Genomic DNA, 21,784 nt, shown 5'->3' with positions numbered 1-21,784 from the left:
CTAGATGGACACGAGTATGACTACACAACAGTTATTTGCTGCTATTCAAGCTGTAAGTACGGAACAGTTTTTTGTTGGAATTTCGGCATTTTCAGCACTAGCGGTCGCTTTTCTTACCTTCATTCTGTTCCGGCTGCAGCGCAGACAGTTTCAACATGATCAAGAAGTTGCCGATGCGACTTACAACTTCTCAATGTTTGAAAAACGACTAGAGGTGTACCTTGCAGCCAGAGACTTCTGTTCTGATTGCATGAGAAACGGTCGACCAAATGTTGAGGAAGCAGGAGAGTTAATGCGGATCGCGGTTGCATCAGACTTTCTGTTTGGGAAGGAAGTGGAAACTTTTCTGACGAACGTTTGGAGAAAAACGATCGATTATGACTTATGTCACGACCAGTGGGAACCTTTGCGAGAAAGAGCATTTGAGCATAATGACCTTTCCGAGGAAGAGCGCGCAGAGAAAGAAAAATATTTAAACGAAAAGCATGAGATTGAGGCATGGTTTAGGGACCATGCGTCTCTCGAAAAACTAAAAGACATGTTTGGTAAGTATCTAAAGTTTAACGAAAAAATTTCGTCGTGAATGTGTTTGATGGACAAATCGGGCAACAAGTTGCCTTGACTGGCGGCGAAACAAAGTCAGAACATGCGCCATGCGTAAATGGCCCCCAACGATTCCCCATGACCTGCGATGTAGGCTTGAAGCACTGCATGAATATCGCAGCGCGCCGAGTATCCAATCCCAATGGGGTGAGATACTGGAATGGTTGGAGAAGCACGGTGTTGAACTGCCCGATCACACCTTGCCGATTGCACCCGAGTTGGACGGGCCGGTAGGTCACCGTTAGATGGCGCAATATCGTAAGTCTATGTCGGGCATTGACTTGCACAAACTGTGTCGTAAGCCCATATAAAATATAAATAATTTTACTGGAGCAATGAATATGCCACGAATGAGCAAAGAAGAACGTGCGTTAGGCAGGCTTAACGATACCTACTGGGTCTATTCAATCAGTGATCCCAGAACTGACAATATCTTCTACGTCGGTCAAACAAACGACCGAAGACGGCGATTTAGTGGCCACACACAAGAACGAAGCAAAACAGAGAAAGACCGATACATTACCGCGATGATGGCCGCCGATGTCTGGCCGGTGTTTACCATTTTGGAACGTGTTACGGGTCTCAAAAAAGCTGTTGAGCGAGAGGGATACCACATTGCTCAAATTAATGATCAGGGCCACCAGCTACTGAACTGTGTGGGCGAAATGAACTATTCGAACAAGCACTACAGTATTTGATCTTAGCATAGCCCAATAAATCCATCCCCGTGTCGGTTAAGCCGGAACTGGGCGGCCCGGTTGGTCACAGGTGATTGGCTTGGATGTCCAGCTTTTTAATAATTCTGGATTTGGCCGTCTCAACAATGACGTTGTGACCGTCAGTGGTTTCAATTGCGTACAGGGTCGTACCGCGCGACCGCGCCCCATAAGCGGCACCTACCAATGCGCCGAGCGGGCCAGCTACCACTAAACCAGCCGTCCCCCAACCAGCAGCCGCCCCAGCCGACCGGGTTGTGCCGTTTTCTGGCAATTTGGTAATCCGCACCACCTTGTGTTCACGCATTACGTTTATGCCCAATTTCTGCTGAATATAAGGAACATCGAATTTCCAAACGAACCGTACATCATAACCTGTCGTGAAATCGTGATTGATGGCTTTGGGCATGGCTAGGCCGTCGGTTGTTCTGGTGCGTCACCCAACGCCAGCAGCAACAGAATTGCCAGCAGTGGCGATCCAACCAGACCAATCAAAAACCAGATCAAACCGGATCGGTTGCGTCGTCCTGCCATTGTGATCGGCAGGATGTAAAGCCAAATCACTAAGACGCCTATAACGACGAGGAATAACAAACCAACTAACCCGTCCATCGCTTCTGAGCCTTTCGTTCGATTGCGTAACGTAAGTTATTAAGCAGTAGAACTTTAATTTTGGCAGAAACAAAACAACTTTTGGCACTAAATCGAAAGCAATTTCGACCGGAAAAACCCAAATCTAACAAGCTATTCTAAGCTGCTGCGCAAAGGGTTTTTTGGATCAATGGAACTAGTTGTGTTGACCGTGATATTTGGCGGGCTGTTAATTAAGTTCACTGGCTCAAGTCGTTCCATAGGTCGTTCGGTCGGTCGAGCATTGAGTCGATCCCACAGGAGAAATACCACCCCAAAGCCGGTAGTTCGACCGAACAACCGACGAAGAACCCTAGAGCCAGTAATTCGACCTAACAATCGGCGACCCATCCAAAAGCCAGCATATCCAATCCCAGCAATGCCAAAGAGCATGATGCTGCAAGGGCGTGCCTATGTCATTGATGGAGACACTATCCGAATAAATGGAACAAAAATTCGTTTGGCGGGAATTGATGCTCCGGAATTGGACATGCCTTATGGCCAAAAGTCCAAATGGGCGATGGTCGAAATTTGTAAGGGGCAGACCATTACCGCAGAACTTGATGGTGAAAGGTCTTACGATCGACTTGTGGGAACATGCTATCTACCAGACGGTCGAGACATTGGTGCAGAGTTAATTAAACAAGGACTGGCTTTAGATTTGCCGGAATTTTCTCGTGGTAAGTATCGCCATCTAGAGCCACCGGGAGTGCGGCGAAGACTCGCTAACGGGCAGTTTGGGCATGCTTCTATCCGCATTCGACAGAGGACGACCATAAAGGTGAGCCGGAACTGAGACTAGAAGCCAGTTGCTAGCAAATTACAAATACTACGACGGTGTGACTTGTTGTGAGTATTTTGGGAGAATAATTGCTTTTCTATTGCAATGCATAGTTGAACGAGGCCTATTGGCTTGGAAATAGCCAATAAGCGGATTTTTTATAGAATCTATGATTGAACAACCACTTACGATTTACTTTGATCTTTCGCCCGACACACGCCCCAGTCTCGGGGCTGTTGGCGCAGCGATGGTTCAATTTGAAAAAATGGCCGGGGAAGCAGTTTTCTTGATGGAACCTGGCGTAGAATTTTCGATGGTCTATCAGTACTCCGCACCAGGTAGTTTGAGGATCATAGCTGGGCTTCGGGGCTTGGTCACTGCTAAACGGCTTAGAGACTTAGCGTTGGTAATTTCCACAGTTCTGGTCACCAATGCTACGGGACATATTCAAGGAAAAGTGATGGACGAAGCCATCGAAGCCATTGTTGGTGAGGAAGAAAATCTCTCCGAGGAGGATATTCAAAGGATCGCTGAGGCAGTTCGAAACGTAGAACGTTCTGAAACAGTAACCGCGCCACGTCGCGAGTTTTACCGCGCTGTTGAGCCGGATCGAGCTATTACGGGTGTGGGTGCGGTCCCGAACGAGAAAGATGATCGTCCTGCTGTTGTCATTCCTCGAGCAGAGTTTGGCGGTCGATCGGGGGCAGTGATCAAAAAAGAACCTGACATTGAAACAGAGCCGCGTGTTGTCTCCGAGCGGGTCGAAGTTGTTCTCGCAAATGCCCCGCTTATTGAAAGCCGAGCCAAATGGCGCATCTTTTCGAATGGCCATCAAATATCGGTCACAATGCTTGATGAGAACTTCCAACAACAAATTCTTGATGGAACGACCCAGCTTAGGCTTGCGGGCGGTGTGATTTTGGATGTGACGCTGGAAACTACTCAGATCTATGCAGATGGCGTTTGGCAAAATAAGTCATACGCCATACCTGAAGTCCACTCTTGGCGGCAGAACACCAAACAAGCAGAATTGCTACTTTCGCATAGCGGCGATGATGACGACCAAAACAATCAAAACGCCCAATAGGATCGGCCACGCCGCATCGAAACCGACCCAAAAAATGAACAATTGAAGCAGTAAAACAGCGACGGCCATTGCGGCCAGTTCTGCAATAAACTTCATCATTCGTTTTAGATACTGTTCGTTCACGAACTTTCCATCCGTTTCAACCTACAAGGATCGTATGCCAAATCTCTTGCAGAATGGTAAGAAAAATTAAGGGACCGACAAAACTGGGACGCCCTTACCCGACGCTTCGCCAGTGCCATACAACAGTCCATCTAGCTTCCCAGTTCGATCAGACCAAGTCAACGACAGCATTAGTTAGTTGCACCGCTGCAGCAGAGTTTCGAGCAAGTGTTTCTACCAGGTGACGAAGTTGTGGAGATTTAGCTTTTACTTTTTGGCGGCTCCCAATCCTTAAGCGCGTTGTCCAACAGTGCCAGTTCGCGTTCGTCCAGTTCGCGGCCCAATATCTTGGCCATTTTTTTGATCGACCCGACCCGCACCAGTTTCTTCAGGTCTTCGGGTTTGCGCTTAGGCTTCGGAGTATCAAAGGGCATACGGTCAATTCCTTTCTTTTCGATTCAGATCACCGGTCATTGTCCGTTCCATTCCGTGTGGTGCGTTCGTGCCGTGGCATAAACAAGTGATCGTTTGATTTCGGCGTCGGTGTCTTGCTGTAATCGTTCACCAGCAGGCCCGCGTCGTAACGGCTTTGACGGATACCTTTCAGCCCGTTCGGATCGGTTGTTACGGTCGCGCGGCCACCCCTTCCTGATCCAGTCGGTTCATGAACGGTTGCAGCGCGACAGCCACGTGTTCGGCCAGAACGTCATTGCAGGGCTTGTATAGCGTCACGACGCGTTCAAGGGCCGTGGCCACCACTTCCCGCGTCCTGCGGTCCATCACGGATGCGCACAGGCGATGTTGGCCGTCACGGTCGATGGCCAGCAGCAGGTTCGGTGCATTGGTCGGTTCGAACATTACCACGCCACCCCCGTGACGTACGCAGCCGTCCCGGCCCGTAACATGCCGTGCGTTACGGGTTGGACCATCCGCAGGACGGTGGCGTTGATCTGGAAGCTGCTGATGACCTGTGCGCCATCACCAGCCGCGTCAGACACGTGGATCGATCCGCCCGTGTCATTGATCGCGTTTTCGTCCTGCATCTACGGTGCGGGTGCCGCATCGTCAGCCATCACGACCGTGGCCGATCCGTTGGTGTCGATTTCCGGTGCCGGTAGCCATGACGCGAAGTCGGCCAGATTGATCACGAAAATATGGTCGGTCGGGACCGTCGCAGAAACGATCAGCGGCAGGCCGAACAGTTCGCCGCGTTCCACTTCGTCACGGAACAGGAACACACCGGCTTCACGCATCATGCGCAGCCGCTGGACCCGCATATTGTCCATGATCAGGACCGGGTTGCGTGGCCGCTTGGCGGTGATGATGCCGGTCAGATACGCGATGTCCGCGATCACATTGTCCAAACCGGTACCAGCGGACGGTTGGTTTGCGGCACCGAACCAAGGCGACGCTGGACGGATACCGGCAACCGCTGCGTTCGCTGGATTGAGGATATGACCGTCCAGCATTTCAGCCGTATCAGCCACCACGTTACGCCGCAGGACCGACTCAATGCCGGGTGTGCTGGTGTCGCGCAATTCGTTGGAAAAGACCGACAAGACGGCCATCTTGTACCGCTGAAAATTCACCGATCCGACCACGGTTGATTTGACCGGGATCGTGCCTTTCTCGCCAACGAACGATCCGCTGATGTCGCCCGTGCCGGGGTTGGTCGGCATCGTCAGGCCGGCAACCTCATTCATCGGCAACGGCACGCCACCAGCCGCCATGGCAGCATAGACCGACACAGGCCGCAGTTCTTCGACCCATGGGCCGACTTCATGTTCGGTGATGTTCGCACCGCCTGTGCCGTCTGCCGTGTGTGCGGGTGCCGTCGCGGCCTTGCGCTGCAACCGGCCCGCATCACCGGGGAACAGATCGTCGGCCACCTGCGCGATGTCACGCTGGGCGAAATGGGCCACCGCTTTGGCAAAGGCGATGTCGGTGCTGCGTGGCACCTTGGTGACGCCTTTGACCTGTGCCGGTCGTGGTGCCTGTACGGTCACCGCAACGGGCCGCTTGTCCAGTTCCTTCCGTGCCGCCAGTTCGGCTTCAGCAGCTTTCAGGCGTCGGGCCGTGGCCGGTGCGTCACGGGCAACCTGCAACGCGTCGTCAAAGGCGGCTGCTTTGGTTTCTTGCATCAGGATTTGGGCCGCTTTGTCGTCACTGTCACGGCGGCGGGTGTTTGCGTGTGCTGCGTTCATCACAGGACTCCTTCGCGTTTAAGGGTTCGTTCGGCGGCATCCACCAAACCGGGCCGGTGGTAGTGTTTTTCACCAAATTTACGCAGCCAATTCTTGTACGTCCGCTTATGTGCGGCGTCGCTGATCCGCTTGGCGTCTGTGGTGCTTTTGCCTTCCAGCAGCAGTTCCGCCACCATCTTGGCGCGGGTGCGTTTGATCTGGCGGGGCAGTTCGGTCATGACGCGTTGCACGTCCATGGGTGCCTCAGCCATTGCGGACCCCTTCCATCATCTTGGCGTGCTGGTCGGCCATGCGTTCCAGCGTGCGCTGGTCCAGCGGGGCGTCGTCATCGTCGCCCGTGAATTGGTCAATGTGCTTTTGGATCGCGGCGGCTGTGTCGGCCTTGCGCACGTCCAAGGCACGTTCCAGAACGTCGATCCGGTCCAGCAGGGGCTGGACGTGTTTGGCGATCTGCTTTGCCATCACGGTGGCGATCATGTCCGCATCGGGCGTACGCTTGGCCACCTGCTTCATGATGGTCTGGATCAGTGCCACACCAGCCGGATTGACCGCGTCAGACACCGGATCGTACAGGACCGCGTTGGCGTCCAGCTGTGCGCCGGTCTGTTGCAGCTTGCCACCGACCAACGGCAGGTCGTACGGGTTCTGCTGGTCGTCTCTGAACGGATTAGTCATGCGCGTTGCCTCGCTACGGTTTTCCACGCCATCAGATCGCGATGCTTGGCGCGAACGGCTGGGTTGCTCTTGTCGAAAGAATGCTTGGACAGGGTGTGCAGATATTCCGCCAAAGCGTCGGTCACCCTCAGATCATCTTCAGCCCCATCCAGCCGATCTGCTGCGCGGTCGGCCACCTGTTCAGCCTTCAGCGCGATCTGCTGCATCTGGTCGGCCAGTGCCGCAGCCTGCTGGGCATCCATCCGATGCAGGTCGGCACAGGTTTGGTGCAACTCATCGGTCGATGACGATTTGACCCGACCCAGTAGCACGTTGACGGCGATCTGATACCGGACCGATGCCGCACGGGTGTCAGCTATGGCCCGTTTGGCACGATCCTGATCGTGGGCGAATTTGGCGGTTATCCGTACCCTGTTTTCAAACGCCCCTTTGATCCCGTCTTCTTCGGCGCGGGATGCGGAGTCTAATTGCTGGCGGATGTAACCGACGGATTTGACCAGCTTGCGGGCTGCTGTGGGTGCTGTGCGAACGGTCAAGGTCATACGTCGGTCCTTTGAAGGTTACCGACAGCATGACACCAGATGTAGTGGTGAGTCTAGATTTTGAGTCGTACCGAAACGCAATTAATTTCAATGGGATAAGATATAAAAAAACTTCTATATCATACCATATCTGGTAGTTACCAGGTGGTCACGCAACGCTGGTTTTGGCCCACCTGTTAAAACGCTGGATGTCCACGCAGCACGTTTCCGAACACGCCAGATCACCGTGCCAATGCCAGCGCGGATCGCCGGGTTTGATGTGTTTGCCACAGCCGTCACACAATTTACCAGCGCGCTGATCGATCTGGTCGCGCTGCCGGATCGGCATGACTTTTCCGCTGGCTGTGTATGTCACGCTCCGGCTGTCGCGCATGATGTCCTTCAGATCGGCGTTGCACCGCTGGGCGTCGGCCAGCATGGCTTCAAGCGGCGACATGGGCCAGCACCACTTTGATCAGCGTCGTGTTGCCTTTGCGGGTGCATCCACGGCACCGGCAAATCAGGTGGTCAGGGTCGAAGGGTTCAGCGTACGGGCCGGTGTAGCTGACCATCAGATCGTGTGTCAGCGTCCCGCACGTTTCGCACTGTCCGATCACCATCCGGTACTCGCCTTTGATCGCGGCAAACTGGCTTTGACGGAGTCCGGCTGGTTGCATTGCGTTTCCCCTTCGGTGGTCGGTTGCGTCTACCCATGCTGGTCCACCCACTGTTCCAGAATCTGTTTGCTGGACCGCACATCCTGCCGGACCTTGATGAAATTACCCCCGCAAGCGATTTCGTGGATACCGGGCGCGGTGTGGTGTTCCGTTGGCTGTCCGACGTGCTTCGATATGCAGCGGCGTGCGTGCATGATCATCTTGTCGATGCGTGCGTCATTCAGGGCTTGTTCCAGTGGGTCTGTCATACTCTCACCAGCAAGGTCCGCGCCGGGACGGGCGCGATTCATCATAAACATAGCTTATCGCACGACACTTCTACCATAGTTTTTATAAATCACTCTATTTCGGTGAAATCCAGCGAAATTAGACGGCTGTTACGGACCGATTTAGACCGATTTTTATATGATTTTAACGAAGGTCATTTTTGCCATTTGATGTTGAAATTCAGCCCCCGTCGCGGTGGCGCGACCCCCAATCATGCTTGGCAACACCCTCCCCACACGTTGATGACATACGGTCGCCATCACACGACACGTCACGCAACCGATCAGCAACGAACCAACACGTGACACGATCAATCGTCAACGCAATGACATGGGTGGGGGATGGTTATAATGAAACGCATATATCATACCCTGATCGCCCTTGACCCTCTGTTGGTGGTGGTGGGTCACTGCGTGTGATGCTGTACGCAGTGGCCAAATCATATAGGCAAAAGACTAGGGGATTTGCTGGGTCTGCGTTGTGTACGCCACGTTCCAACACGGCCCGTCAACGTGATCAAACTACGCGTTGTATAAAACAGGCTACCGAAGCCTGTTTATACTACGTAGTAGTATAGGGGGTTCAGTAGGTGGGTTCAGTAGCACTTCGGTAGCACTTCGGTAGGTCAAATCATATAACACGACGTATATATTTCACGTCTCTGGACGGCGTAGAATGATCTTCCAGAGTGATCGCACCATCGCTCAACAGTGACTCCATAGCTTTGTTGAACTGGTACTTGGTCAACCCTTCACTGTCTGGGTGTTCCGAAAAGATCACTGACGCACCGCTACGTGACATCTTGTCTGTTACGTTGCGGCCCTGTTCGGTCATCAGGTCCAGCAGATACAGGAACACACCACGCCACTGAACCAACTCATTCGCACGCACCGAGTCCATGTTGGCGATCCGCACAAAGCATTTGTCTTTCCACCGCAACGGCACTTCGTCATTGGCCGGGGCATAGTTCGCTTTCATGCGACGCATCACACGCAGATCGCTGTCCAGTTCTTCACCGTCCTGTTCCACACGATCCAGATAGATGCGCGACCGTACGCTGTTGTTCCAGCCTGTACTGCCGCTGGTGCCGTCGCCTGTCGCCATGCCGGTCTTGGATGGATGCGCCAACAGGACCACAGCACAGCCGTGATCAATCGCAATTCCACGCAGCATGCCGATGAACTGGCGCGCTTGCGCCCGGTCGTTCTCATTCCCACCGTTCAGATCGGCCAGCGTATCCAGCACGATCAGACGCGGCTGGATCAGGGCGATGTGCGCGCGTAGCTGGTTCATCACCTGTGTGGGCTTCAGCACGCCGTTCAGTTCCGGCGCGGCGATGATCGCATCCTTGCCAGCCATCGGCACAATGGTCAGATCGCGCATCATGTTTAAAGGCACCTGGTAACCGCCAGAGATACCCGCAAGCCGCCTGTGCAATTCGTCTGTGTCGTCTTCAGCGGACAGGTACAGGACAGGGCCAGACCCGGCATCCATGCCCATCCACGGACGGCCCAGCGACGTTGAGACGGCCAATTGCAGGGCCAGCAGGGATTTGCCCACACCACCATCCCCGCCAAGCATTGTGACGGTCTTCAGCGGCACCCAATCCGGTACCAGCCATTCACGTGGCGGGATCGGGGAAAAGGCCAGTTCATGTGCCTTGAACGTGGTCATGGTGACAGGTGGCTGCGGTGCGACTGCGGGCATCATCGCCATGTGTGCGGCCAGATCAGGCGGCACAGCGGCTGGCATGTGGGCGGCGTGACGTTCGGCCCGTCTCTGGTCCATCACGGCCCGCACAGCGTCTGGCAGCGTCCCACCGTTGGCCGCTTTGACCATGTGGACCAGCTTGCCAAACGTGATCGATCCGTCAGGCTTCAATCCGGCATAGGTACGGCCTGTCTGCTTCGGTTGGTTCTTCGGGGCCAAACCGGACCACCATTCAAACAACGGCCAGCCCTGATCGCCCAGCGCATGCTTGATCGCGTAGCCCACATCGATCCACGTGTCATAATCGTAATCGGGGTTCGGTATCGACATCAGCACCTGTCGGACCGTCTCAAACGACACCGGGTCTGTAACGTCCGACGTGTGACGGTCGGTCTGCTTTGCCAGATGTCCCCGCCTTGCAAGGATCGCGTCACGCACGGCTGGTGTCTTCACGGGCTGTATGTCGTGGCCCGGTAGTTTGTTAAAGGTCAGCACCGCACCGCGCTTGCCGTTGGCAAAGAACCCGGCCCCGTTCTTTTCACCGCTGGTGTGCTGGTCGTCACCGTCCATGCGTTCCATCAGCAGGCGAATGCCGGTCTGGCTGGCCGATACTTCAGCGTAAGCCGGTCCGGCCTTCAGGACGCCAATGGCCCAATCTGCGACGTTGCCTGTCGCCGGGTCGCGGCAATTGTCCAGATCACCAATCACCAGCGCGCTGCCCGGTCGTGGCAGGTATCCGGCTGCGTAATGGGTAATGTCACCAAACGGGGTAAGCCGGGTCAGCAGCCCAGCCATTTCAGCGTATGTGTAACGGGCCGCGTGATCGACATTTATCGGCCTGTCGAAATTGACCCTTTCATGTGCGTATTCCGACTCGACCCGGTCGGTCGGGAATTTGCCGGTCTTGCCGGTCTGCGGATCGGCTTGCGTTATGGCGAACACCAGCCAATTGCGTTCGGCTGTGGCCCTGTCCCAAGCGGATGTTTGCCCTGCGGTGTTTAGCGGTGTAACATTGTCGGCGTCTGACATAGCAAGTCCAAGATTGGCCCGGTTACGCCCCAAGCGTTCCGGGTCTTTTCATGCCAGTGGTTCGTGTCAGTTCGGGCCAGCCACACCCGCCCCCACCGGCCTAGCTGGGTTGATCAGTCTTTAGTCTGGGCTTCAGCTTTGACCGCTTCACCGGCTTTCTTCCACTGTTCAGCGGTGACCGTAATCGTGCCGATGTCCACATCCACGATGCCGCCATAAGGCATATCCTTGCGCATCTGGTGCAGGTCGGGCTGTTTGGGTTCTTTCATCGTCAGTTTCCTTCTGTTTAGACCCGAAACGGATCTTATTTTCACAGTAAAATCAAGATCTTAATGGATCTTGTTACTTGTCCAAATGCAGATGCTGGGCCAGCTTGTGTTCAGCCTCACGCAACGCGGCACGTGCGGTCTGCACGGCCCGCACTAAGGCGTCCGTTTTGGCGTCGTATTTACGCTGGTTTTCAATGCTGGTCGGTGTCTGCATAGCCGACACAAGCTATCACCAATCTTGATTCAACGCGCATCAAAATATGTGAGATTATAAAAATTCTTTTATATCTTATAAGGACTTAGAGACTTGCTAGACATAGAACAACTCTACCGCGAAGAAATCCGCAAACACCTGCAACAGATCGATTGCAAATCCGTGTACACCGGTTCGATTCCGGTACTCGCCTCCAATTCACTCTAGATCATTGACTTAGGGCGATTACGTTGTCCGCCTTGTGCGCATTTTCCTGGAAAACGACAACACGCTACGCCAGTCCTACCTGTGTCAGCTGCGACGTCACTTCACCCAAATTATCCAGCTCCTGTACTACGCAGTTCTGGACGGTGTTGGCCGCAAGGCGAAGGCTCTAGCCACAAACTATGTCGCTGTGTTTCAGAAACTGGATAAAAGGCATCCGAAGCCATGAGAAACGACAGGCGGCATACCTCAACTTCCATCGCCTAGATATGTCCAGCGATAGTGGGGCGGCGTAGGGCCTTTGTTGCGTCCGCCTTGCTGGGTCTGCTCCCAGGCATGGGCCAGAATGCCGACCGACCGCGAAAGGCAAAATAAGCCTCGTGCCAATGGCGGGGCAAAGCCTAGCTCTGCATAGATCACTGCCGTGACACCATCGATATTCATCGGCACCGGCTTGCCTTTCCGGCGCATCAGGTCGGTTTCCACGGCTTGCCCGACTTTCATGAACCGACCTTCGCAGGCGTCCTGTTCGACTGCATCAGCAACCAGGGCCATCAGCCGGGGTGCGCGCGGGTCCGTCGGTGTATGGAACCGATGCCCGAAACCCGGCAGTATCTTCCCGCGTTCGGCGATCCAGTCGTCCAATGCCTGTTCTGGGCCTTCGGCATGGGCGTCTACAAAGTGATAAAGCTCCATCGCCTGCTCGCCGGCACCACCATGGATGTCACCCAGCATGTTAACAGCACTCGCCATCGCGTTGTTAAGAGACAGCCCGCAGGTCACCGCCATTCGTGCAGCCGCGATCGAGGGGGCTTGCGGGCCGTGATCCACGGCGGCGACCAAAGCGGCCTCGAACAATCGAGCCTGCGCAGGTGTCGGTCTGTCACCCCGCACCATCAACCAAATCATTTCAGCGAAACCCAGATTGCCGATCAGGTCTTGAATCGGCTGGCCACGCAGTTCAATGCGCCCGGGCTCCATATCGATGATGGCGGTGCGCCACCAATCGGCAACATCGCTCATATCACCCTCTCATGTCGCAACGTTTCGATCTCTGCGTCCGACAGTCCAAGCTCGGCCCAAATCGAGAGGTTGTCGGCCCCAAGATCCGGTGGTGCGGATCGTGGCATGCAGCGTGCGCCATCAATGACCACTGGGCTGCCCGCAAGGCGTAACCTCTCTCCGTGCGCCGACAGAGTTCCAATCAGCCCGCGACCTGAGAGTTGATCGTCGGACAAAGCCTGCGGCACCGTCATAACCGGCCCGGCCGGTACACCCAACGCATTCAACTCTTGGACCCAATCACTGGATGGACGGGTAGAAAGCGTGCGTTCCAGCTCTTGACGCAATTCATGCCGGTTGGTCTTGCGATCCTCGCGGGTTAGGTAGTCCGGATGCGTCAAAAGGTCGGCGCGGCCCAGATGTTGGGCGAGCGCATGCCATTGTTCGTCGCGATTGGCGGCGATATTTATAGGGTTGTCGGATGTGGCGAAAGTTCCGGACGGGGCCGAGGTTGTGTTTTCGTTCCCATGCGGCGCAGGAGTCACGCCACCGACCAGATAGTTGGACACCACCCACCCCATGGTCGAAACCACCGCCTCGTTCATTGCGACATCAAGGAATGCCCCGCGCGGGTTGGCATTCAAGGCCGCGCTTATGGCAAAGGCCGCCGTCATCCCGCCGACGGTATCTGCCAGAGGATAGCCGACCCGGTAAGGCGCGGTATCCGACGCACCTGTGATTGACATGACACCGCTGATCCCCTGCACGATCTGGTCATAGGCCGGGTCATCCCGGCGTGGTCCATCCTGACCAAACCCGCTGATGGCACAATAAATCAGTCTGGGGTTCTCGGCGCGCAGAACCTGATACCCCAGCCCAAGCCGGTCCATCACGCCGGGCCGGAAGTTCTCGACCAGCACATCGGCAGTCTTGACCAGCCGCTTGAGCAGAGCCTTTCCCCGATCAGCCTTCATATCCAAAGTCACGGATTTCTTGTCTGCATTCTGCGCCAGAAAGCTGATGCCCATGCCGGCCTTGTTCCGATCAGGATCCGCCCCCAGCACACGGGCCAGATCTCCGCTGCCGGGGCGTTCGACCTTGATCACTTCGGCCCCCATCAGGGCCAGTTGGTAGCAACAATACGGCCCGGCCAGGACATTAGTCAGGTCAAGAACCCGGATGCCTGAAAGTGGCTCAGTCGCCATCGGCCACGCCTGCCGCTCGCGCCTTGGCGCGACGTGCGCGGTAACTGGGCAACAGCACCAGAAGGAGGGCAATCACCAACAGGCCCAGCGTCATCGGACGTTCCCAGATAAAGGCGATGCCGTCATACAGCTGCATGGAACGGGCGAAGTTATCCTCCATCATGCCGCCAAGGATGAAACCGATCAGCAGCGGTGCCAGAGGGTAATCGGCAAATTTCAGTGCTGTGGCGCAGACGCCGAAGCCGACCAATATCAGCAGTTCCGTGGCATTGTTCTGCCCGATATAGGCCCCCATGAGGGTGAAGAACAAAATGAACGGGATCAGATAGTTGCGCGGTACTGCAAGCACCTTGGCGATATAGGGGATCAACGGCAGGTTCAGGATCAGCAGCACCAGATTGCCAATGAACATCGACATGATGACAGCCCAGAATACCTGTGGCTCGTCGATCATCAGGCGCGGACCCGGTGTCACATTCAGCGCGATCAGGGCGCCCAACAAAATGGCCGTAGTTCCGGAACCTGGAATGCCGAGCGTCAGCAACGGAACAAAGGAACCGGTACAGGCAGCATTGTTAGCTGTCTCGGGTGCTGCCAGACCTTTGATCGAGCCTTTGCCGAACTCCTCCTGCTCTTCTTTCGGGGCAATATTGCGTTCAACCGCATAGCCAAGGAAACTGGCAATCGTTGCCCCTGCCCCCGGAAGCACACCGATAAAGAAACCCTGCACAGATTGGCGACCAACCACCGGAGCGATGGCCTTTGCCTCGGATCCTGTGATGCGCAGGTCCTTGATTTCGCCTTCGTCGCCTTGCAGGTCCTTGGGTTTGAGAACCAGAAACAGCGCTTCGGGCAGGGCAAACATCGCCATTGCAAGCGTGATGAAACCAAAGCCGGACTGCAGATCCATGATCCCCATCGTGAAACGCGGCAAGTTGAACAGCGCGCCCTCGCCGACAGTGGCCATGATCAGCCCGAGAATGGTCATGACAATTGCCTTGGCCACCTGCCCGGTTCCCGCAAAGGCGGCGATGGCGGATAGACCCACTACCATCAAGGCAAAGTACTCAGCCGAGTGGAACAGCAGTGCGACCGAGGATAATGCAGGCGCAAAGACCATCAGCAGTAGCGCGCCTATCGTACCCCCGGCGAAACTGGCGATAGCGGCAACTGTGAGCGCCTTCCCGGCTTTGCCCTGGCGAGCCATCGGATAGCCGTCGAAGCTTGAGGCCACGGTTCCCGCGACCCCCGGCGCGTTCAGAAGAATGGAAGATGTCGAGCCACCAAAGATTGCGCCGTAATAGACACCGGCAAGCAGGATCAATGCGGCGGACGGATCGCCCATCGAAATGGCGACCGGAATCATGATGGCGATAATCGACATCGGCCCAAGACCGGGCAGCATGCCGATGAATGTACCAATCAGACAGCCCGCTATGACCATCAACAGGTTTTGGATGGAGAATGCCGTTTGTAGGCCGATCAACAATCCTTCAAGCATGTCAGCCTCCGAAAACGCCCGGAAAGGGTCGCATGTAGATGCCAAGAACCTCTTGCACGAGGTACCAGACTGAACCTGTAGCGATTACGGCAACCGGCAGCATGACGTGCCATTTGCGTTCGCCCAGAATGAAAGAACCGAGGATCAGGAACCCGGATGTCGAGATCAGAAATCCAACCGGACGCAGGCACAGCGCATAGGCAACCATCAAAGCCAGCAACAGCAGCGCCTGGCCCAGGTGATATTCGCCCAGCCTCCGATAATCGATATCAGCCTCTTTGGGCTCAGCCTTTTCAAATCCCAGCAGAATAATCGTTGTGGCAATTATCCCCAAAATCGACAGCACCTTGGGAAAGGTGCTCGGCCAAATGGGGTTGCGCTGCATGAAGGGGGGCAGACTGCCATCCATCGTGAACCAGGCGGTGTAGCCATATGTCAGGCATATGCCCAGCAAAACGAGCGCGATCCAGCGATCCAGCGCCATGTTTCCCCCTCCTTTGATTTATTGTTGGTTGAGGCAGAGCGGTTGCCCGCTCTGCCCGAGGTATCCTTACAGGAAACCCAACTTTTTCATCAGATCGCCGATCTGCTTTTCCTGCTGTTCCAGGAACGATTGGAAATCAGCACCCGAGTTGTGGATGTTCACCCAACCGTTACGGGCGCGGACCTCTTCCCATTCAGGTGTGTCATACATCTTGGCGATGGCTTCTTGATAAGCGACCAGCTTGTCCTCTGGCAGACCGGGAGCAGCAAAGAACCCACGCCAGTTCACGAAAGTTGTGTCGATGCCCTGCTCTTTCATGGTCTGCGCATCAGGGGCTGCATCCACGCGCTCTTCCGCGGTGACGCCAATGATCTTCACCTCACCCGCATTCGCCAGATCGACAGCCTCCGAGAAACCGGTCGACAGCGCGGCAATCTCACCGGACAGAAGCGCGGCCATCGCTTTGCCACCTGCATCATAGGGGATGTACTTCACGCCCAAAGCGTCCTTGCCTGCCGCTTCCATAACCATCGCCGCGACCAGATGGTCCATCCCACCCGGCACAGAACCACCGCCGATGGCCGTTGTACTTGGATCGGCGTCATACGCGGCTAGCAGGTCCGCCATTGAATTGATGGGGCTGTCTTTGCCCACAACAATCGCCGCGTAATCACCGATCGTGCCCGAGACCAGTGTCAGGTCGCGGAAATTGTGCGGGAACACTCCGGTCAGAGAGCGGATCACGATCGGGGTCGAGTTGACCATGAGCGTGCCGTGGTTGCTGTCGGCGTTTTCGATCAGATATCCGATGGCTTTACCACCGCCGCCGCCCGACATGTTTTCGTAGGATGCAGTTCCCACGAGACCCGCATTCGTCAGCGCCTCACCTGTGCCACGGGCAGTGCCGTCCCAGCCGCCCCCTGCGCCACCGGGGATCAGAAAGTGGATGCTATCTACGACCTCTTCAGCGAAAGTCGGTCCAGCCAGACCAATAGCGGTCACAGCCGCGATCAGGGCGCGACGGCCCAGTTTGATTGTCGTCATGAATTCCTCCCGTTTGACAACCGGCCGCAGTGCGGCTCAGATTATTCGAAACCTAAACACATCAACCTGACATCAACCTGTCATGGGTGAAATTACTATTGGATCCCGATGAAATTCCTCTTGGTCGAAGACAATCTGGACCTCGCCAATGCCATAAGTTCGCGCATGCGACTGGACGGGCATGTGGTTGATCACGCAGAGAAAATAGAAGATGCTGTGGCCTTTGTTGAAATCGATGAGTATGACCTGATCCTGCTGGACATCATGCTTCCCGACGGGGACGGGCGCGATTTCCTCAAACGGCATCGCGCCAGCCATCTGGACACACCTGTCATCGTTCTGACCGCCCGCAGTCAAGTGTCGGATCGAATCGGCTCACTCGATCTTGGGGCGGACGATTATGTCACCAAGCCCTTCGACCATGCCGAACTTGAGGCGCGCTGCCGCGCAGTGCTGAGACGCAAATCCGGCAAGACCAAAACGACGATTGAAATTGGCGGCGTCGTCTTTGATCCGGTTGCGGGTCATTTGACGGTGGGCGACGACATCGTCTCGCTTCGCAACCGCGAACTGCGCTTGTTGGAACTGCTGATCAACGCCCCCGGTCAGGTGTTTTCTAAGCAGAAGCTGGCGGACCGGTTGTTCTCCTACGACGACAATGTTTCGGACAATGCCATCGAGGTCTATGTCGGCCGACTGCGCAAGCATCTGGAAAAATCGGAGCTCAGGATCACAACGTTGCGCGGTTTGGGCTACAGGCTGGATCATGGCAACTAATCCAAACGTTTCCGGATCACTGCGAAACCGTCTTGCGCTAACGCTAATCGGCGGTGCCGCGATTCTGGCCCTTGTGCTGTTCTTTGCTGTCCGCGACTATGCAGTTCAGGTTGCCCAGCAAGGTCAGGACAACATTCTGGGTGCCTCAGTCACCTCGATCCTCGACGCCGCGGCGCTGCGTGGAGGCGAGCTTGAAGTCGATATCCCCTATGCTGCCTTTTCCATGCTGAGCACGCCGTCGGACGACCGAGTGTTTTATGCGATTTTTCAGGATGGCGAGTTCTTGTCCGGCTACGAAGACCTGACCCCAACTCAAGGACCCGCTGATGGAAAATGGACCTTTCGCTTTGGTGAAGTGCGCGGTGAAAACGTTCGTCAGGTCAGTGCCAGCCGCACACTGGTTGGGCTGGGAAATCAGACAGAAATCGAAGTGGCCTTGGGACAGACCCAAGATGCGCTGTCGGAGACGCTGGATCAAATCTCACGCAATGCCGGCCTTTTGGGATTGGGGTTCTTTTTACTTGCGGCTGTATTGTCCTTCTGGGTGAGTTCGGCCACCATTGGTCAGCTCGACAGATTAACGACATCCGTCACCCGTCGGGGACCGCAAGATCTCAGCCCATTCAAAAAACCAGTACCGCGTGAAATGGCGCCTTTGGTGTCATCGCTGAATTCGCTTATGGGACGCTTGGACCAGTCTCTCAGCCAATCCGAGGACTTTATCGCCGAGGCCGCGCATAGGGTCCGCACCCCGCTGGCAACGGTGAGGTCTTATGCCGAGGCGACGCTGCAACGGGTCGAGAGAGAAGACAACCGCGAGGCGTTAAGATCAATGATGCGCGCCATCGACGAAAGCTCTCGGGCTGCGGGGCAACTACTGGATCACGCCATGATCACATTCCGCGCCGACCATCTGGAGCGCGAGGATATCGATCTGGTGACTCTGATCCGAGAGCTTGTCCAGCGATTGACGCCCATCGCTGAAATGAAAGACCTTTCGCTTGCTTTGAGCGGCGATCCGCAGGTCATGTATTCGGGCGACCCCATCCTCATCCAAAATGCGGTGCGGAACATGGTAGACAATGCGCTTAAATATGCGCCAGCGGACAGTACCGTAGTCATCGATGTCGCAGGATCACCCACAGCCCGGATCACGGTCAGTGACCAGGGGCCAGGCTTTCCGCCCGATGAAATCGAAACGCTCACAAGACGTTTCGAACGTGGTCAGAACGCGGCAGGAACCATCGGATCGGGCCTCGGGCTAACCATTGCCCAGGACGTCGCGGTCGCCCATGGCGGCACGCTGGTACTGTCAAACAAAGCGGAGGGCGGCGCATGCGTTATCTTGTCACTCTGATCCTATGCCTGTTCGCCAGCGGCGCAGGGGCTCAGGATTGGGAAGACCGACAAATATTCAACGAAAGTGCCGACGGCCCCCGACTGCGGGTCATTTCCAGCACCGATACCGCCCTGTTTGCGCCGCTGATCGAGGATTTCGTCGCCCAAAATCCAGCGATATCGGTCGAATATTTGGTGACCGGCACGGCCGATATCGACCGACGCGTCCGAGCCACGCCAGAGGCGTTCGACGTTGTCGTTTCCAGCGCGATGGACCTGCAACTGAAGCTCGCGAATGACGGATATGCGCTGGCGCTTAACGATCTTCCGCACCCCCCTTGGGCGCAATGGCATCAAAGCCTGTTCGCCTTCACTTCGGAACCCGCAACCATCGTTGTCAACCGCACCGCGTTCGAAGGACAACCAATGCCGCAAACGCGGCAGGAACTGATCGAAGCGCTGCGCGCCCGCCCGGATGATTTTCGGGGCAAAGTCGGCACTTATGACGTGCGCCAGTCGGGATTGGGCTATTTGTTCGCCACGCAGGACGCCCGCGCCTCGGAAACCTATTGGCGCTTGATGGAGGTTTTGGGCGGCCTGGATGTGCGGCTGTATTGTTGTTCGGGCGACATGATTAACGACCTGGCGGATGGTACAATCGCGGTGGCCTACAACGTGCTTGGCAGTTATGCGGCTGTACGAACAGAAGGAAAGGATGCCCTTCAGATCATTCTGCCCTCGGATTTTCAGACGACGATGATGCGGACCGCCATGGTAACTGGCAAAAGCCGCTTGCCGGAGGAAGCGGAAACCTTTGTCCGGCACCTGACCACGCTGAATCCGGAATCAATGGCAGCACTGCCACTTCTGGACACGCAGGACTCCACGACCGAAAGCGCAGCGATAGCGCTGGACCCTGCGCTGTTGACGTTCCTCGATGCGCTGAAGCGCAGAAAGTTCCTTTCTGCCTGGGAAAGTGCCGCTATTCAAAAATGATCGGACTTAGACAACAACCCTATCCGTCATCGCTGAACTTGTTGCTTAACACTGTTGACGCTGGAAGACATCAGCCAGCCCAGGTTACGTCGCACGAATCTAAAATCAGAAAAATGATCTCGGCTCAAAGTTTCTCAACGGCCACCTGCGCCCCCATGATGGCCTTGAGCCGCAGCCCCGCAGAATGTGCCCCGAGGAATTCGTGGAACGCACGCATCACGTCATCTTTCCACCAACCGCGCCTGTGATAATCGTCAAGCATGATTACGCCGCCTTCGATCATCTTGGGCAGCAAAGCATCCAGATCCGTTTTTACGCCCTCGTAGGAATGGTCGCCGTCCAAATAGGCAAACCCGATGCTTTGATCTTCAAACAGACTCAGCGCCGGTTGCGAATAGTCGCGAATGATCGAAATTTGCCCCTTGGCAATCTCGGTGCTGTATTTGCGCGTCACTGCCTCGTAAATTCGATCCATATCCTTTTGCGTGCGCGCTCCGGCAAGCGAAGCACCGCCATCCGGGTCTTGCTGTACTTGCCAGGGATCGATGAGGCACAGTTTCGAGGGCTGTAGCTCTTCCAGCAGAATCCGCGAAAATTCGCCCTTCCAAACGCCAATTTCAACGCTCAGCCGTCCATGCGGCATGGTCTTGAGCATTTCGCGCCGCAGGGAATCCTTCCGCTCGCGCTGCTCAGCTTGCTTCTTGCGGCGATCCTCAGCAGATACAGCTTCACCCATAGACGTCTTCTCCGGTTGAGGAATTTTGCAACGCTTCAACCAGATCAACCCAATCCGGTCTGGCTCTCAATTCTTCGGCTTTCGACCTGTGCCACTCACATGCTTTATGATGAAGATCAGCCAATTGCGGATCTGCCATCATCTCAGCTTTGATGTCGTGCATAGCCGGCATGTGTTCCAGAATTGAGCGATCCTCAACATCATTGTGGTTCATCATGAGCCAGTATTTGAGCCCTTGATCCTGCCCCACATGATTGGTGCGCCCACGGTCGCGCTTGACTAAAAAGCTATCAGTGCTGCGCACAGCATAATGATGAATGCGCGCGAATTCATGGCTGAAACCACGCCATGCTTTCCATTTCACTTGGTCTGCTGGGTAGAGGTTCCCGCCCGAATCCCGCCACAACACGCCTTCGTATGGCGCGTCAGGGTTCGGTGCATCTTCTGGATTGATCCTGGGACGATGGGCGCGAAAACGGCTGAATTTTCCGTTGTTGCGGAACAGCGTTTTGAACCCTTTGGTCCGATGATGCGGATAGCCGTCTTCGGTGGCGGCCAGAAAGAAAGTCTCAGGTACGGGTCGATCAACGAAATCGTTCTGACCCGCGTTTCCGAACATGCGCCAGCAGATCGAGATCGCGTCCGCCACGCCGCTGGCCTCAACGAGGCTTCTTATATCACTATTGGGCAAACGGATATTGATATACTCGTCCACATCCAAACTGAGAATCCAATCCGAAGACAGATAGCTTGGGTGATTCCGCGCAAGCGAAAATGCACGAACCTGAGGCGCAGCGCGCGGACCCAGTCTGTTTCGTTGGTGGTGAGCCCAGCCAAGCACTTGCAACCGGTCACCCATGGCATCGGTACCATCAGCGCAATCATTGGTATAAATCAGAATGTCATCAAAACCGATTGCGTGGTTGTAGGCCACCCAATCGATCATGAAAGGCCCTTCGTTTTTCATCGTTGTTACGATGAGAAAGGTCTCATTCGTCATAAGTTGTTCTCT

At 55.5% G+C, this 21,784-nt stretch carries 29 protein-coding genes; 8 read left to right on the top strand and 21 right to left on the bottom strand.

Annotated elements, in window-relative coordinates; genetic code table 11:
* Positions 1 to 16 precede the first annotated feature (16 nt).
* The 3 genes from ACR0AU_RS12185 (at position 17) to ACR0AU_RS12175 (ending at position 1,301) form a co-directional block, all read left to right on the top strand.
* The gene (locus tag ACR0AU_RS12185) at positions 17 to 583 is read left to right on the top strand and encodes a hypothetical protein (RefSeq protein ID WP_480795738.1); all 567 of its coding nucleotides are present in this window, start codon (positions 17 to 19) and stop codon (positions 581 to 583) included.
* A gap of 70 nt (positions 584 to 653) precedes the next feature.
* Complete coding sequence (locus ACR0AU_RS12180; protein ID WP_480795737.1) at positions 654 to 848, top strand: hypothetical protein; 195 nt, start codon at positions 654 to 656, stop codon at positions 846 to 848.
* A gap of 105 nt (positions 849 to 953) precedes the next feature.
* On the top strand, positions 954 to 1,301 hold the full coding sequence (locus tag ACR0AU_RS12175) for a GIY-YIG nuclease family protein (RefSeq protein ID WP_480795736.1): 348 nt from the start codon (positions 954 to 956) through the stop codon (positions 1,299 to 1,301).
* A 64-nt stretch (positions 1,302 to 1,365) separates the two neighbouring features.
* On the opposite strand, the gene ACR0AU_RS12170 is transcribed toward ACR0AU_RS12175, so the two are convergent.
* Together ACR0AU_RS12170 and ACR0AU_RS12165 are read right to left on the bottom strand one after the other, a co-directional pair.
* Positions 1,366 to 1,728, bottom strand: coding sequence for a hypothetical protein (locus ACR0AU_RS12170; protein ID WP_480795735.1), 363 nt, complete (start codon positions 1,726 to 1,728; stop codon positions 1,366 to 1,368).
* Positions 1,729 to 1,730: 2 nt separating this feature from the next.
* Positions 1,731 to 1,931 (bottom strand): hypothetical protein, encoded by a 201-nt coding sequence (locus ACR0AU_RS12165; RefSeq protein WP_480795734.1) that lies wholly within the window; start codon positions 1,929 to 1,931, stop codon positions 1,731 to 1,733.
* Between the two features lie 409 nt (positions 1,932 to 2,340).
* Here ACR0AU_RS12165 and ACR0AU_RS12160 point away from each other — a divergent pair, with 409 nt between their 5' ends.
* Together ACR0AU_RS12160 and ACR0AU_RS12155 are read left to right on the top strand one after the other, a co-directional pair.
* The gene (locus tag ACR0AU_RS12160) at positions 2,341 to 2,745 is read left to right on the top strand and encodes a thermonuclease family protein (protein ID WP_480795733.1); all 405 of its coding nucleotides are present in this window, start codon (positions 2,341 to 2,343) and stop codon (positions 2,743 to 2,745) included.
* 154 nt (positions 2,746 to 2,899) lie between these two features.
* A complete protein-coding gene (locus tag ACR0AU_RS12155) occupies positions 2,900 to 3,817 on the top strand; it encodes an LAPAL motif-containing putative phage structural protein (protein WP_480795732.1) in 918 nt (305 codons plus the stop codon).
* 362 nt (positions 3,818 to 4,179) lie between these two features.
* On the opposite strand, the gene ACR0AU_RS12150 is transcribed toward ACR0AU_RS12155, so the two are convergent.
* The 17 genes from ACR0AU_RS12150 to ACR0AU_RS12070 all read right to left on the bottom strand — a co-directional run bounded on the left by ACR0AU_RS12150 (position 4,180) and on the right by ACR0AU_RS12070 (position 16,925).
* The gene (locus ACR0AU_RS12150) at positions 4,180 to 4,353 is read right to left on the bottom strand and encodes a hypothetical protein (protein WP_480795731.1); all 174 of its coding nucleotides are present in this window, start codon (positions 4,351 to 4,353) and stop codon (positions 4,180 to 4,182) included.
* A 190-nt stretch (positions 4,354 to 4,543) separates the two neighbouring features.
* Positions 4,544 to 4,777 (bottom strand): hypothetical protein, encoded by a 234-nt coding sequence (locus tag ACR0AU_RS12145; RefSeq protein ID WP_480795730.1) that lies wholly within the window; start codon positions 4,775 to 4,777, stop codon positions 4,544 to 4,546.
* A 185-nt stretch (positions 4,778 to 4,962) separates the two neighbouring features.
* Entirely contained in the window at positions 4,963 to 6,123 is a 1,161-nt protein-coding gene (locus tag ACR0AU_RS12140; protein ID WP_480795729.1) for a phage major capsid protein, read from the bottom strand.
* Entirely contained in the window at positions 6,123 to 6,374 is a 252-nt protein-coding gene (locus ACR0AU_RS12135; protein WP_480795728.1) for a hypothetical protein, read from the bottom strand. Before ACR0AU_RS12135 ends, ACR0AU_RS12140 begins: the two co-directional genes overlap by 1 nt.
* Positions 6,367 to 6,798, bottom strand: a complete 432-nt coding sequence (locus ACR0AU_RS12130; RefSeq protein WP_480795727.1) for a hypothetical protein — start codon at positions 6,796 to 6,798, stop codon at positions 6,367 to 6,369. The genes ACR0AU_RS12135 and ACR0AU_RS12130 overlap by 8 nt, the downstream gene beginning before the upstream one ends.
* Positions 6,795 to 7,340 carry a hypothetical protein gene (locus tag ACR0AU_RS12125; protein ID WP_480795726.1) on the bottom strand — a complete coding sequence of 182 codons (546 nt, stop codon included), beginning with the start codon at positions 7,338 to 7,340 and terminating at the stop codon, positions 6,795 to 6,797. The genes ACR0AU_RS12130 and ACR0AU_RS12125 overlap by 4 nt, the downstream gene beginning before the upstream one ends.
* A gap of 148 nt (positions 7,341 to 7,488) precedes the next feature.
* Positions 7,489 to 7,776, bottom strand: a complete 288-nt coding sequence (locus ACR0AU_RS12120) for a hypothetical protein (protein ID WP_480795725.1) — start codon at positions 7,774 to 7,776, stop codon at positions 7,489 to 7,491.
* Entirely contained in the window at positions 7,763 to 7,996 is a 234-nt protein-coding gene (locus ACR0AU_RS12115; RefSeq protein ID WP_480795724.1) for a hypothetical protein, read from the bottom strand. The genes ACR0AU_RS12120 and ACR0AU_RS12115 overlap by 14 nt, the downstream gene beginning before the upstream one ends.
* A gap of 29 nt (positions 7,997 to 8,025) precedes the next feature.
* Positions 8,026 to 8,244, bottom strand: a complete 219-nt coding sequence (locus tag ACR0AU_RS12110) for a hypothetical protein (RefSeq protein WP_480795723.1) — start codon at positions 8,242 to 8,244, stop codon at positions 8,026 to 8,028.
* A gap of 649 nt (positions 8,245 to 8,893) precedes the next feature.
* Positions 8,894 to 11,002 (bottom strand): AAA family ATPase, encoded by a 2,109-nt coding sequence (locus tag ACR0AU_RS12105; protein WP_480795722.1) that lies wholly within the window; start codon positions 11,000 to 11,002, stop codon positions 8,894 to 8,896.
* A 113-nt stretch (positions 11,003 to 11,115) separates the two neighbouring features.
* Positions 11,116 to 11,271, bottom strand: a complete 156-nt coding sequence (locus tag ACR0AU_RS12100) for a hypothetical protein (RefSeq protein WP_480795721.1) — start codon at positions 11,269 to 11,271, stop codon at positions 11,116 to 11,118.
* A gap of 73 nt (positions 11,272 to 11,344) precedes the next feature.
* Positions 11,345 to 11,485, bottom strand: a complete 141-nt coding sequence (locus ACR0AU_RS12095) for a hypothetical protein (RefSeq protein WP_480795720.1) — start codon at positions 11,483 to 11,485, stop codon at positions 11,345 to 11,347.
* Positions 11,486 to 11,938: 453 nt separating this feature from the next.
* The gene (locus ACR0AU_RS12090) at positions 11,939 to 12,712 is read right to left on the bottom strand and encodes a citryl-CoA lyase (RefSeq protein WP_170609333.1); all 774 of its coding nucleotides are present in this window, start codon (positions 12,710 to 12,712) and stop codon (positions 11,939 to 11,941) included.
* Positions 12,709 to 13,896 carry a CoA transferase gene (locus ACR0AU_RS12085; protein ID WP_170594888.1) on the bottom strand — a complete coding sequence of 396 codons (1,188 nt, stop codon included), beginning with the start codon at positions 13,894 to 13,896 and terminating at the stop codon, positions 12,709 to 12,711. The genes ACR0AU_RS12090 and ACR0AU_RS12085 overlap by 4 nt, the downstream gene beginning before the upstream one ends.
* A complete protein-coding gene (locus ACR0AU_RS12080) occupies positions 13,886 to 15,397 on the bottom strand; it encodes a tripartite tricarboxylate transporter permease (RefSeq protein WP_170391820.1) in 1,512 nt (503 codons plus the stop codon). Before ACR0AU_RS12080 ends, ACR0AU_RS12085 begins: the two co-directional genes overlap by 11 nt.
* A 1-nt stretch (position 15,398) precedes the next feature.
* A complete protein-coding gene (locus tag ACR0AU_RS12075; RefSeq protein ID WP_480795719.1) occupies positions 15,399 to 15,881 on the bottom strand; it encodes a tripartite tricarboxylate transporter TctB family protein in 483 nt (160 codons plus the stop codon).
* A 66-nt stretch (positions 15,882 to 15,947) separates the two neighbouring features.
* Positions 15,948 to 16,925 carry a tripartite tricarboxylate transporter substrate-binding protein gene (locus ACR0AU_RS12070; protein WP_170391824.1) on the bottom strand — a complete coding sequence of 326 codons (978 nt, stop codon included), beginning with the start codon at positions 16,923 to 16,925 and terminating at the stop codon, positions 15,948 to 15,950.
* Between the two features lie 108 nt (positions 16,926 to 17,033).
* Here ACR0AU_RS12070 and ACR0AU_RS12065 point away from each other — a divergent pair, with 108 nt between their 5' ends.
* The 3 genes from ACR0AU_RS12065 to ACR0AU_RS12055 are packed head-to-tail and all read left to right on the top strand — an operon-like array spanning position 17,034 to position 20,036.
* Positions 17,034 to 17,702, top strand: a complete 669-nt coding sequence (locus ACR0AU_RS12065; protein WP_170391826.1) for a response regulator transcription factor — start codon at positions 17,034 to 17,036, stop codon at positions 17,700 to 17,702.
* On the top strand, positions 17,692 to 19,059 hold the full coding sequence (locus ACR0AU_RS12060) for a sensor histidine kinase (RefSeq protein WP_170732860.1): 1,368 nt from the start codon (positions 17,692 to 17,694) through the stop codon (positions 19,057 to 19,059). Before ACR0AU_RS12065 ends, ACR0AU_RS12060 begins: the two co-directional genes overlap by 11 nt.
* Entirely contained in the window at positions 19,038 to 20,036 is a 999-nt protein-coding gene (locus ACR0AU_RS12055; protein ID WP_170732861.1) for an ABC transporter substrate-binding protein, read from the top strand. Before ACR0AU_RS12060 ends, ACR0AU_RS12055 begins: the two co-directional genes overlap by 22 nt.
* A gap of 124 nt (positions 20,037 to 20,160) precedes the next feature.
* On the opposite strand, the gene ACR0AU_RS12050 is transcribed toward ACR0AU_RS12055, so the two are convergent.
* Both ACR0AU_RS12050 and ACR0AU_RS12045 read right to left on the bottom strand, forming a co-directional pair.
* On the bottom strand, positions 20,161 to 20,772 hold the full coding sequence (locus tag ACR0AU_RS12050) for a class I SAM-dependent methyltransferase (RefSeq protein ID WP_170732862.1): 612 nt from the start codon (positions 20,770 to 20,772) through the stop codon (positions 20,161 to 20,163).
* Positions 20,765 to 21,772: a glycosyltransferase family 2 protein gene (locus tag ACR0AU_RS12045; RefSeq protein ID WP_480795718.1), complete on the bottom strand. Its 1,008-nt coding sequence runs from the start codon at positions 21,770 to 21,772 to the stop codon at positions 20,765 to 20,767. Before ACR0AU_RS12045 ends, ACR0AU_RS12050 begins: the two co-directional genes overlap by 8 nt.
* Between the last annotated feature and the right edge of the window lie 12 nt (positions 21,773 to 21,784).

It is taken from the genome of Ruegeria sp. CG1, assembly GCF_056537265.1.
Note: the sequence above shows the minus strand (reverse complement) of the source record. Positions and strands in the feature narration are given on the sequence as shown.

Coding starts and splice junctions, on each gene's coding strand:
- ACR0AU_RS12185 (WP_480795738.1), top strand. CDS start 17: ATGACTACACAACAGTTATTTGCTGCTATTCAAGCTGTAAGTACGGAA.
- ACR0AU_RS12180 (WP_480795737.1), top strand. CDS start 654: ATGCGTAAATGGCCCCCAACGATTCCCCATGACCTGCGATGTAGGCTT.
- ACR0AU_RS12175 (WP_480795736.1), top strand. CDS start 954: ATGAGCAAAGAAGAACGTGCGTTAGGCAGGCTTAACGATACCTACTGG.
- ACR0AU_RS12170 (WP_480795735.1), bottom strand. CDS start 1,728: ATGCCCAAAGCCATCAATCACGATTTCACGACAGGTTATGATGTACGG.
- ACR0AU_RS12165 (WP_480795734.1), bottom strand. CDS start 1,931: ATGGACGGGTTAGTTGGTTTGTTATTCCTCGTCGTTATAGGCGTCTTA.
- ACR0AU_RS12160 (WP_480795733.1), top strand. CDS start 2,341: ATGATGCTGCAAGGGCGTGCCTATGTCATTGATGGAGACACTATCCGA.
- ACR0AU_RS12155 (WP_480795732.1), top strand. CDS start 2,900: ATGATTGAACAACCACTTACGATTTACTTTGATCTTTCGCCCGACACA.
- ACR0AU_RS12150 (WP_480795731.1), bottom strand. CDS start 4,353: ATGCCCTTTGATACTCCGAAGCCTAAGCGCAAACCCGAAGACCTGAAG.
- ACR0AU_RS12145 (WP_480795730.1), bottom strand. CDS start 4,777: ATGTTCGAACCGACCAATGCACCGAACCTGCTGCTGGCCATCGACCGT.
- ACR0AU_RS12140 (WP_480795729.1), bottom strand. CDS start 6,123: ATGAACGCAGCACACGCAAACACCCGCCGCCGTGACAGTGACGACAAA.
- ACR0AU_RS12135 (WP_480795728.1), bottom strand. CDS start 6,374: ATGGCTGAGGCACCCATGGACGTGCAACGCGTCATGACCGAACTGCCC.
- ACR0AU_RS12130 (WP_480795727.1), bottom strand. CDS start 6,798: ATGACTAATCCGTTCAGAGACGACCAGCAGAACCCGTACGACCTGCCG.
- ACR0AU_RS12125 (WP_480795726.1), bottom strand. CDS start 7,340: ATGACCTTGACCGTTCGCACAGCACCCACAGCAGCCCGCAAGCTGGTC.
- ACR0AU_RS12120 (WP_480795725.1), bottom strand. CDS start 7,776: ATGTCGCCGCTTGAAGCCATGCTGGCCGACGCCCAGCGGTGCAACGCC.
- ACR0AU_RS12115 (WP_480795724.1), bottom strand. CDS start 7,996: ATGCAACCAGCCGGACTCCGTCAAAGCCAGTTTGCCGCGATCAAAGGC.
- ACR0AU_RS12110 (WP_480795723.1), bottom strand. CDS start 8,244: ATGACAGACCCACTGGAACAAGCCCTGAATGACGCACGCATCGACAAG.
- ACR0AU_RS12105 (WP_480795722.1), bottom strand. CDS start 11,002: ATGTCAGACGCCGACAATGTTACACCGCTAAACACCGCAGGGCAAACA.
- ACR0AU_RS12100 (WP_480795721.1), bottom strand. CDS start 11,271: ATGAAAGAACCCAAACAGCCCGACCTGCACCAGATGCGCAAGGATATG.
- ACR0AU_RS12095 (WP_480795720.1), bottom strand. CDS start 11,485: ATGCAGACACCGACCAGCATTGAAAACCAGCGTAAATACGACGCCAAA.
- ACR0AU_RS12090 (WP_170609333.1), bottom strand. CDS start 12,712: ATGAGCGATGTTGCCGATTGGTGGCGCACCGCCATCATCGATATGGAG.
- ACR0AU_RS12085 (WP_170594888.1), bottom strand. CDS start 13,896: ATGGCGACTGAGCCACTTTCAGGCATCCGGGTTCTTGACCTGACTAAT.
- ACR0AU_RS12080 (WP_170391820.1), bottom strand. CDS start 15,397: ATGCTTGAAGGATTGTTGATCGGCCTACAAACGGCATTCTCCATCCAA.
- ACR0AU_RS12075 (WP_480795719.1), bottom strand. CDS start 15,881: ATGGCGCTGGATCGCTGGATCGCGCTCGTTTTGCTGGGCATATGCCTG.
- ACR0AU_RS12070 (WP_170391824.1), bottom strand. CDS start 16,925: ATGACGACAATCAAACTGGGCCGTCGCGCCCTGATCGCGGCTGTGACC.
- ACR0AU_RS12065 (WP_170391826.1), top strand. CDS start 17,034: ATGAAATTCCTCTTGGTCGAAGACAATCTGGACCTCGCCAATGCCATA.
- ACR0AU_RS12060 (WP_170732860.1), top strand. CDS start 17,692: ATGGCAACTAATCCAAACGTTTCCGGATCACTGCGAAACCGTCTTGCG.
- ACR0AU_RS12055 (WP_170732861.1), top strand. CDS start 19,038: ATGCGTTATCTTGTCACTCTGATCCTATGCCTGTTCGCCAGCGGCGCA.
- ACR0AU_RS12050 (WP_170732862.1), bottom strand. CDS start 20,772: ATGGGTGAAGCTGTATCTGCTGAGGATCGCCGCAAGAAGCAAGCTGAG.
- ACR0AU_RS12045 (WP_480795718.1), bottom strand. CDS start 21,772: ATGACGAATGAGACCTTTCTCATCGTAACAACGATGAAAAACGAAGGG.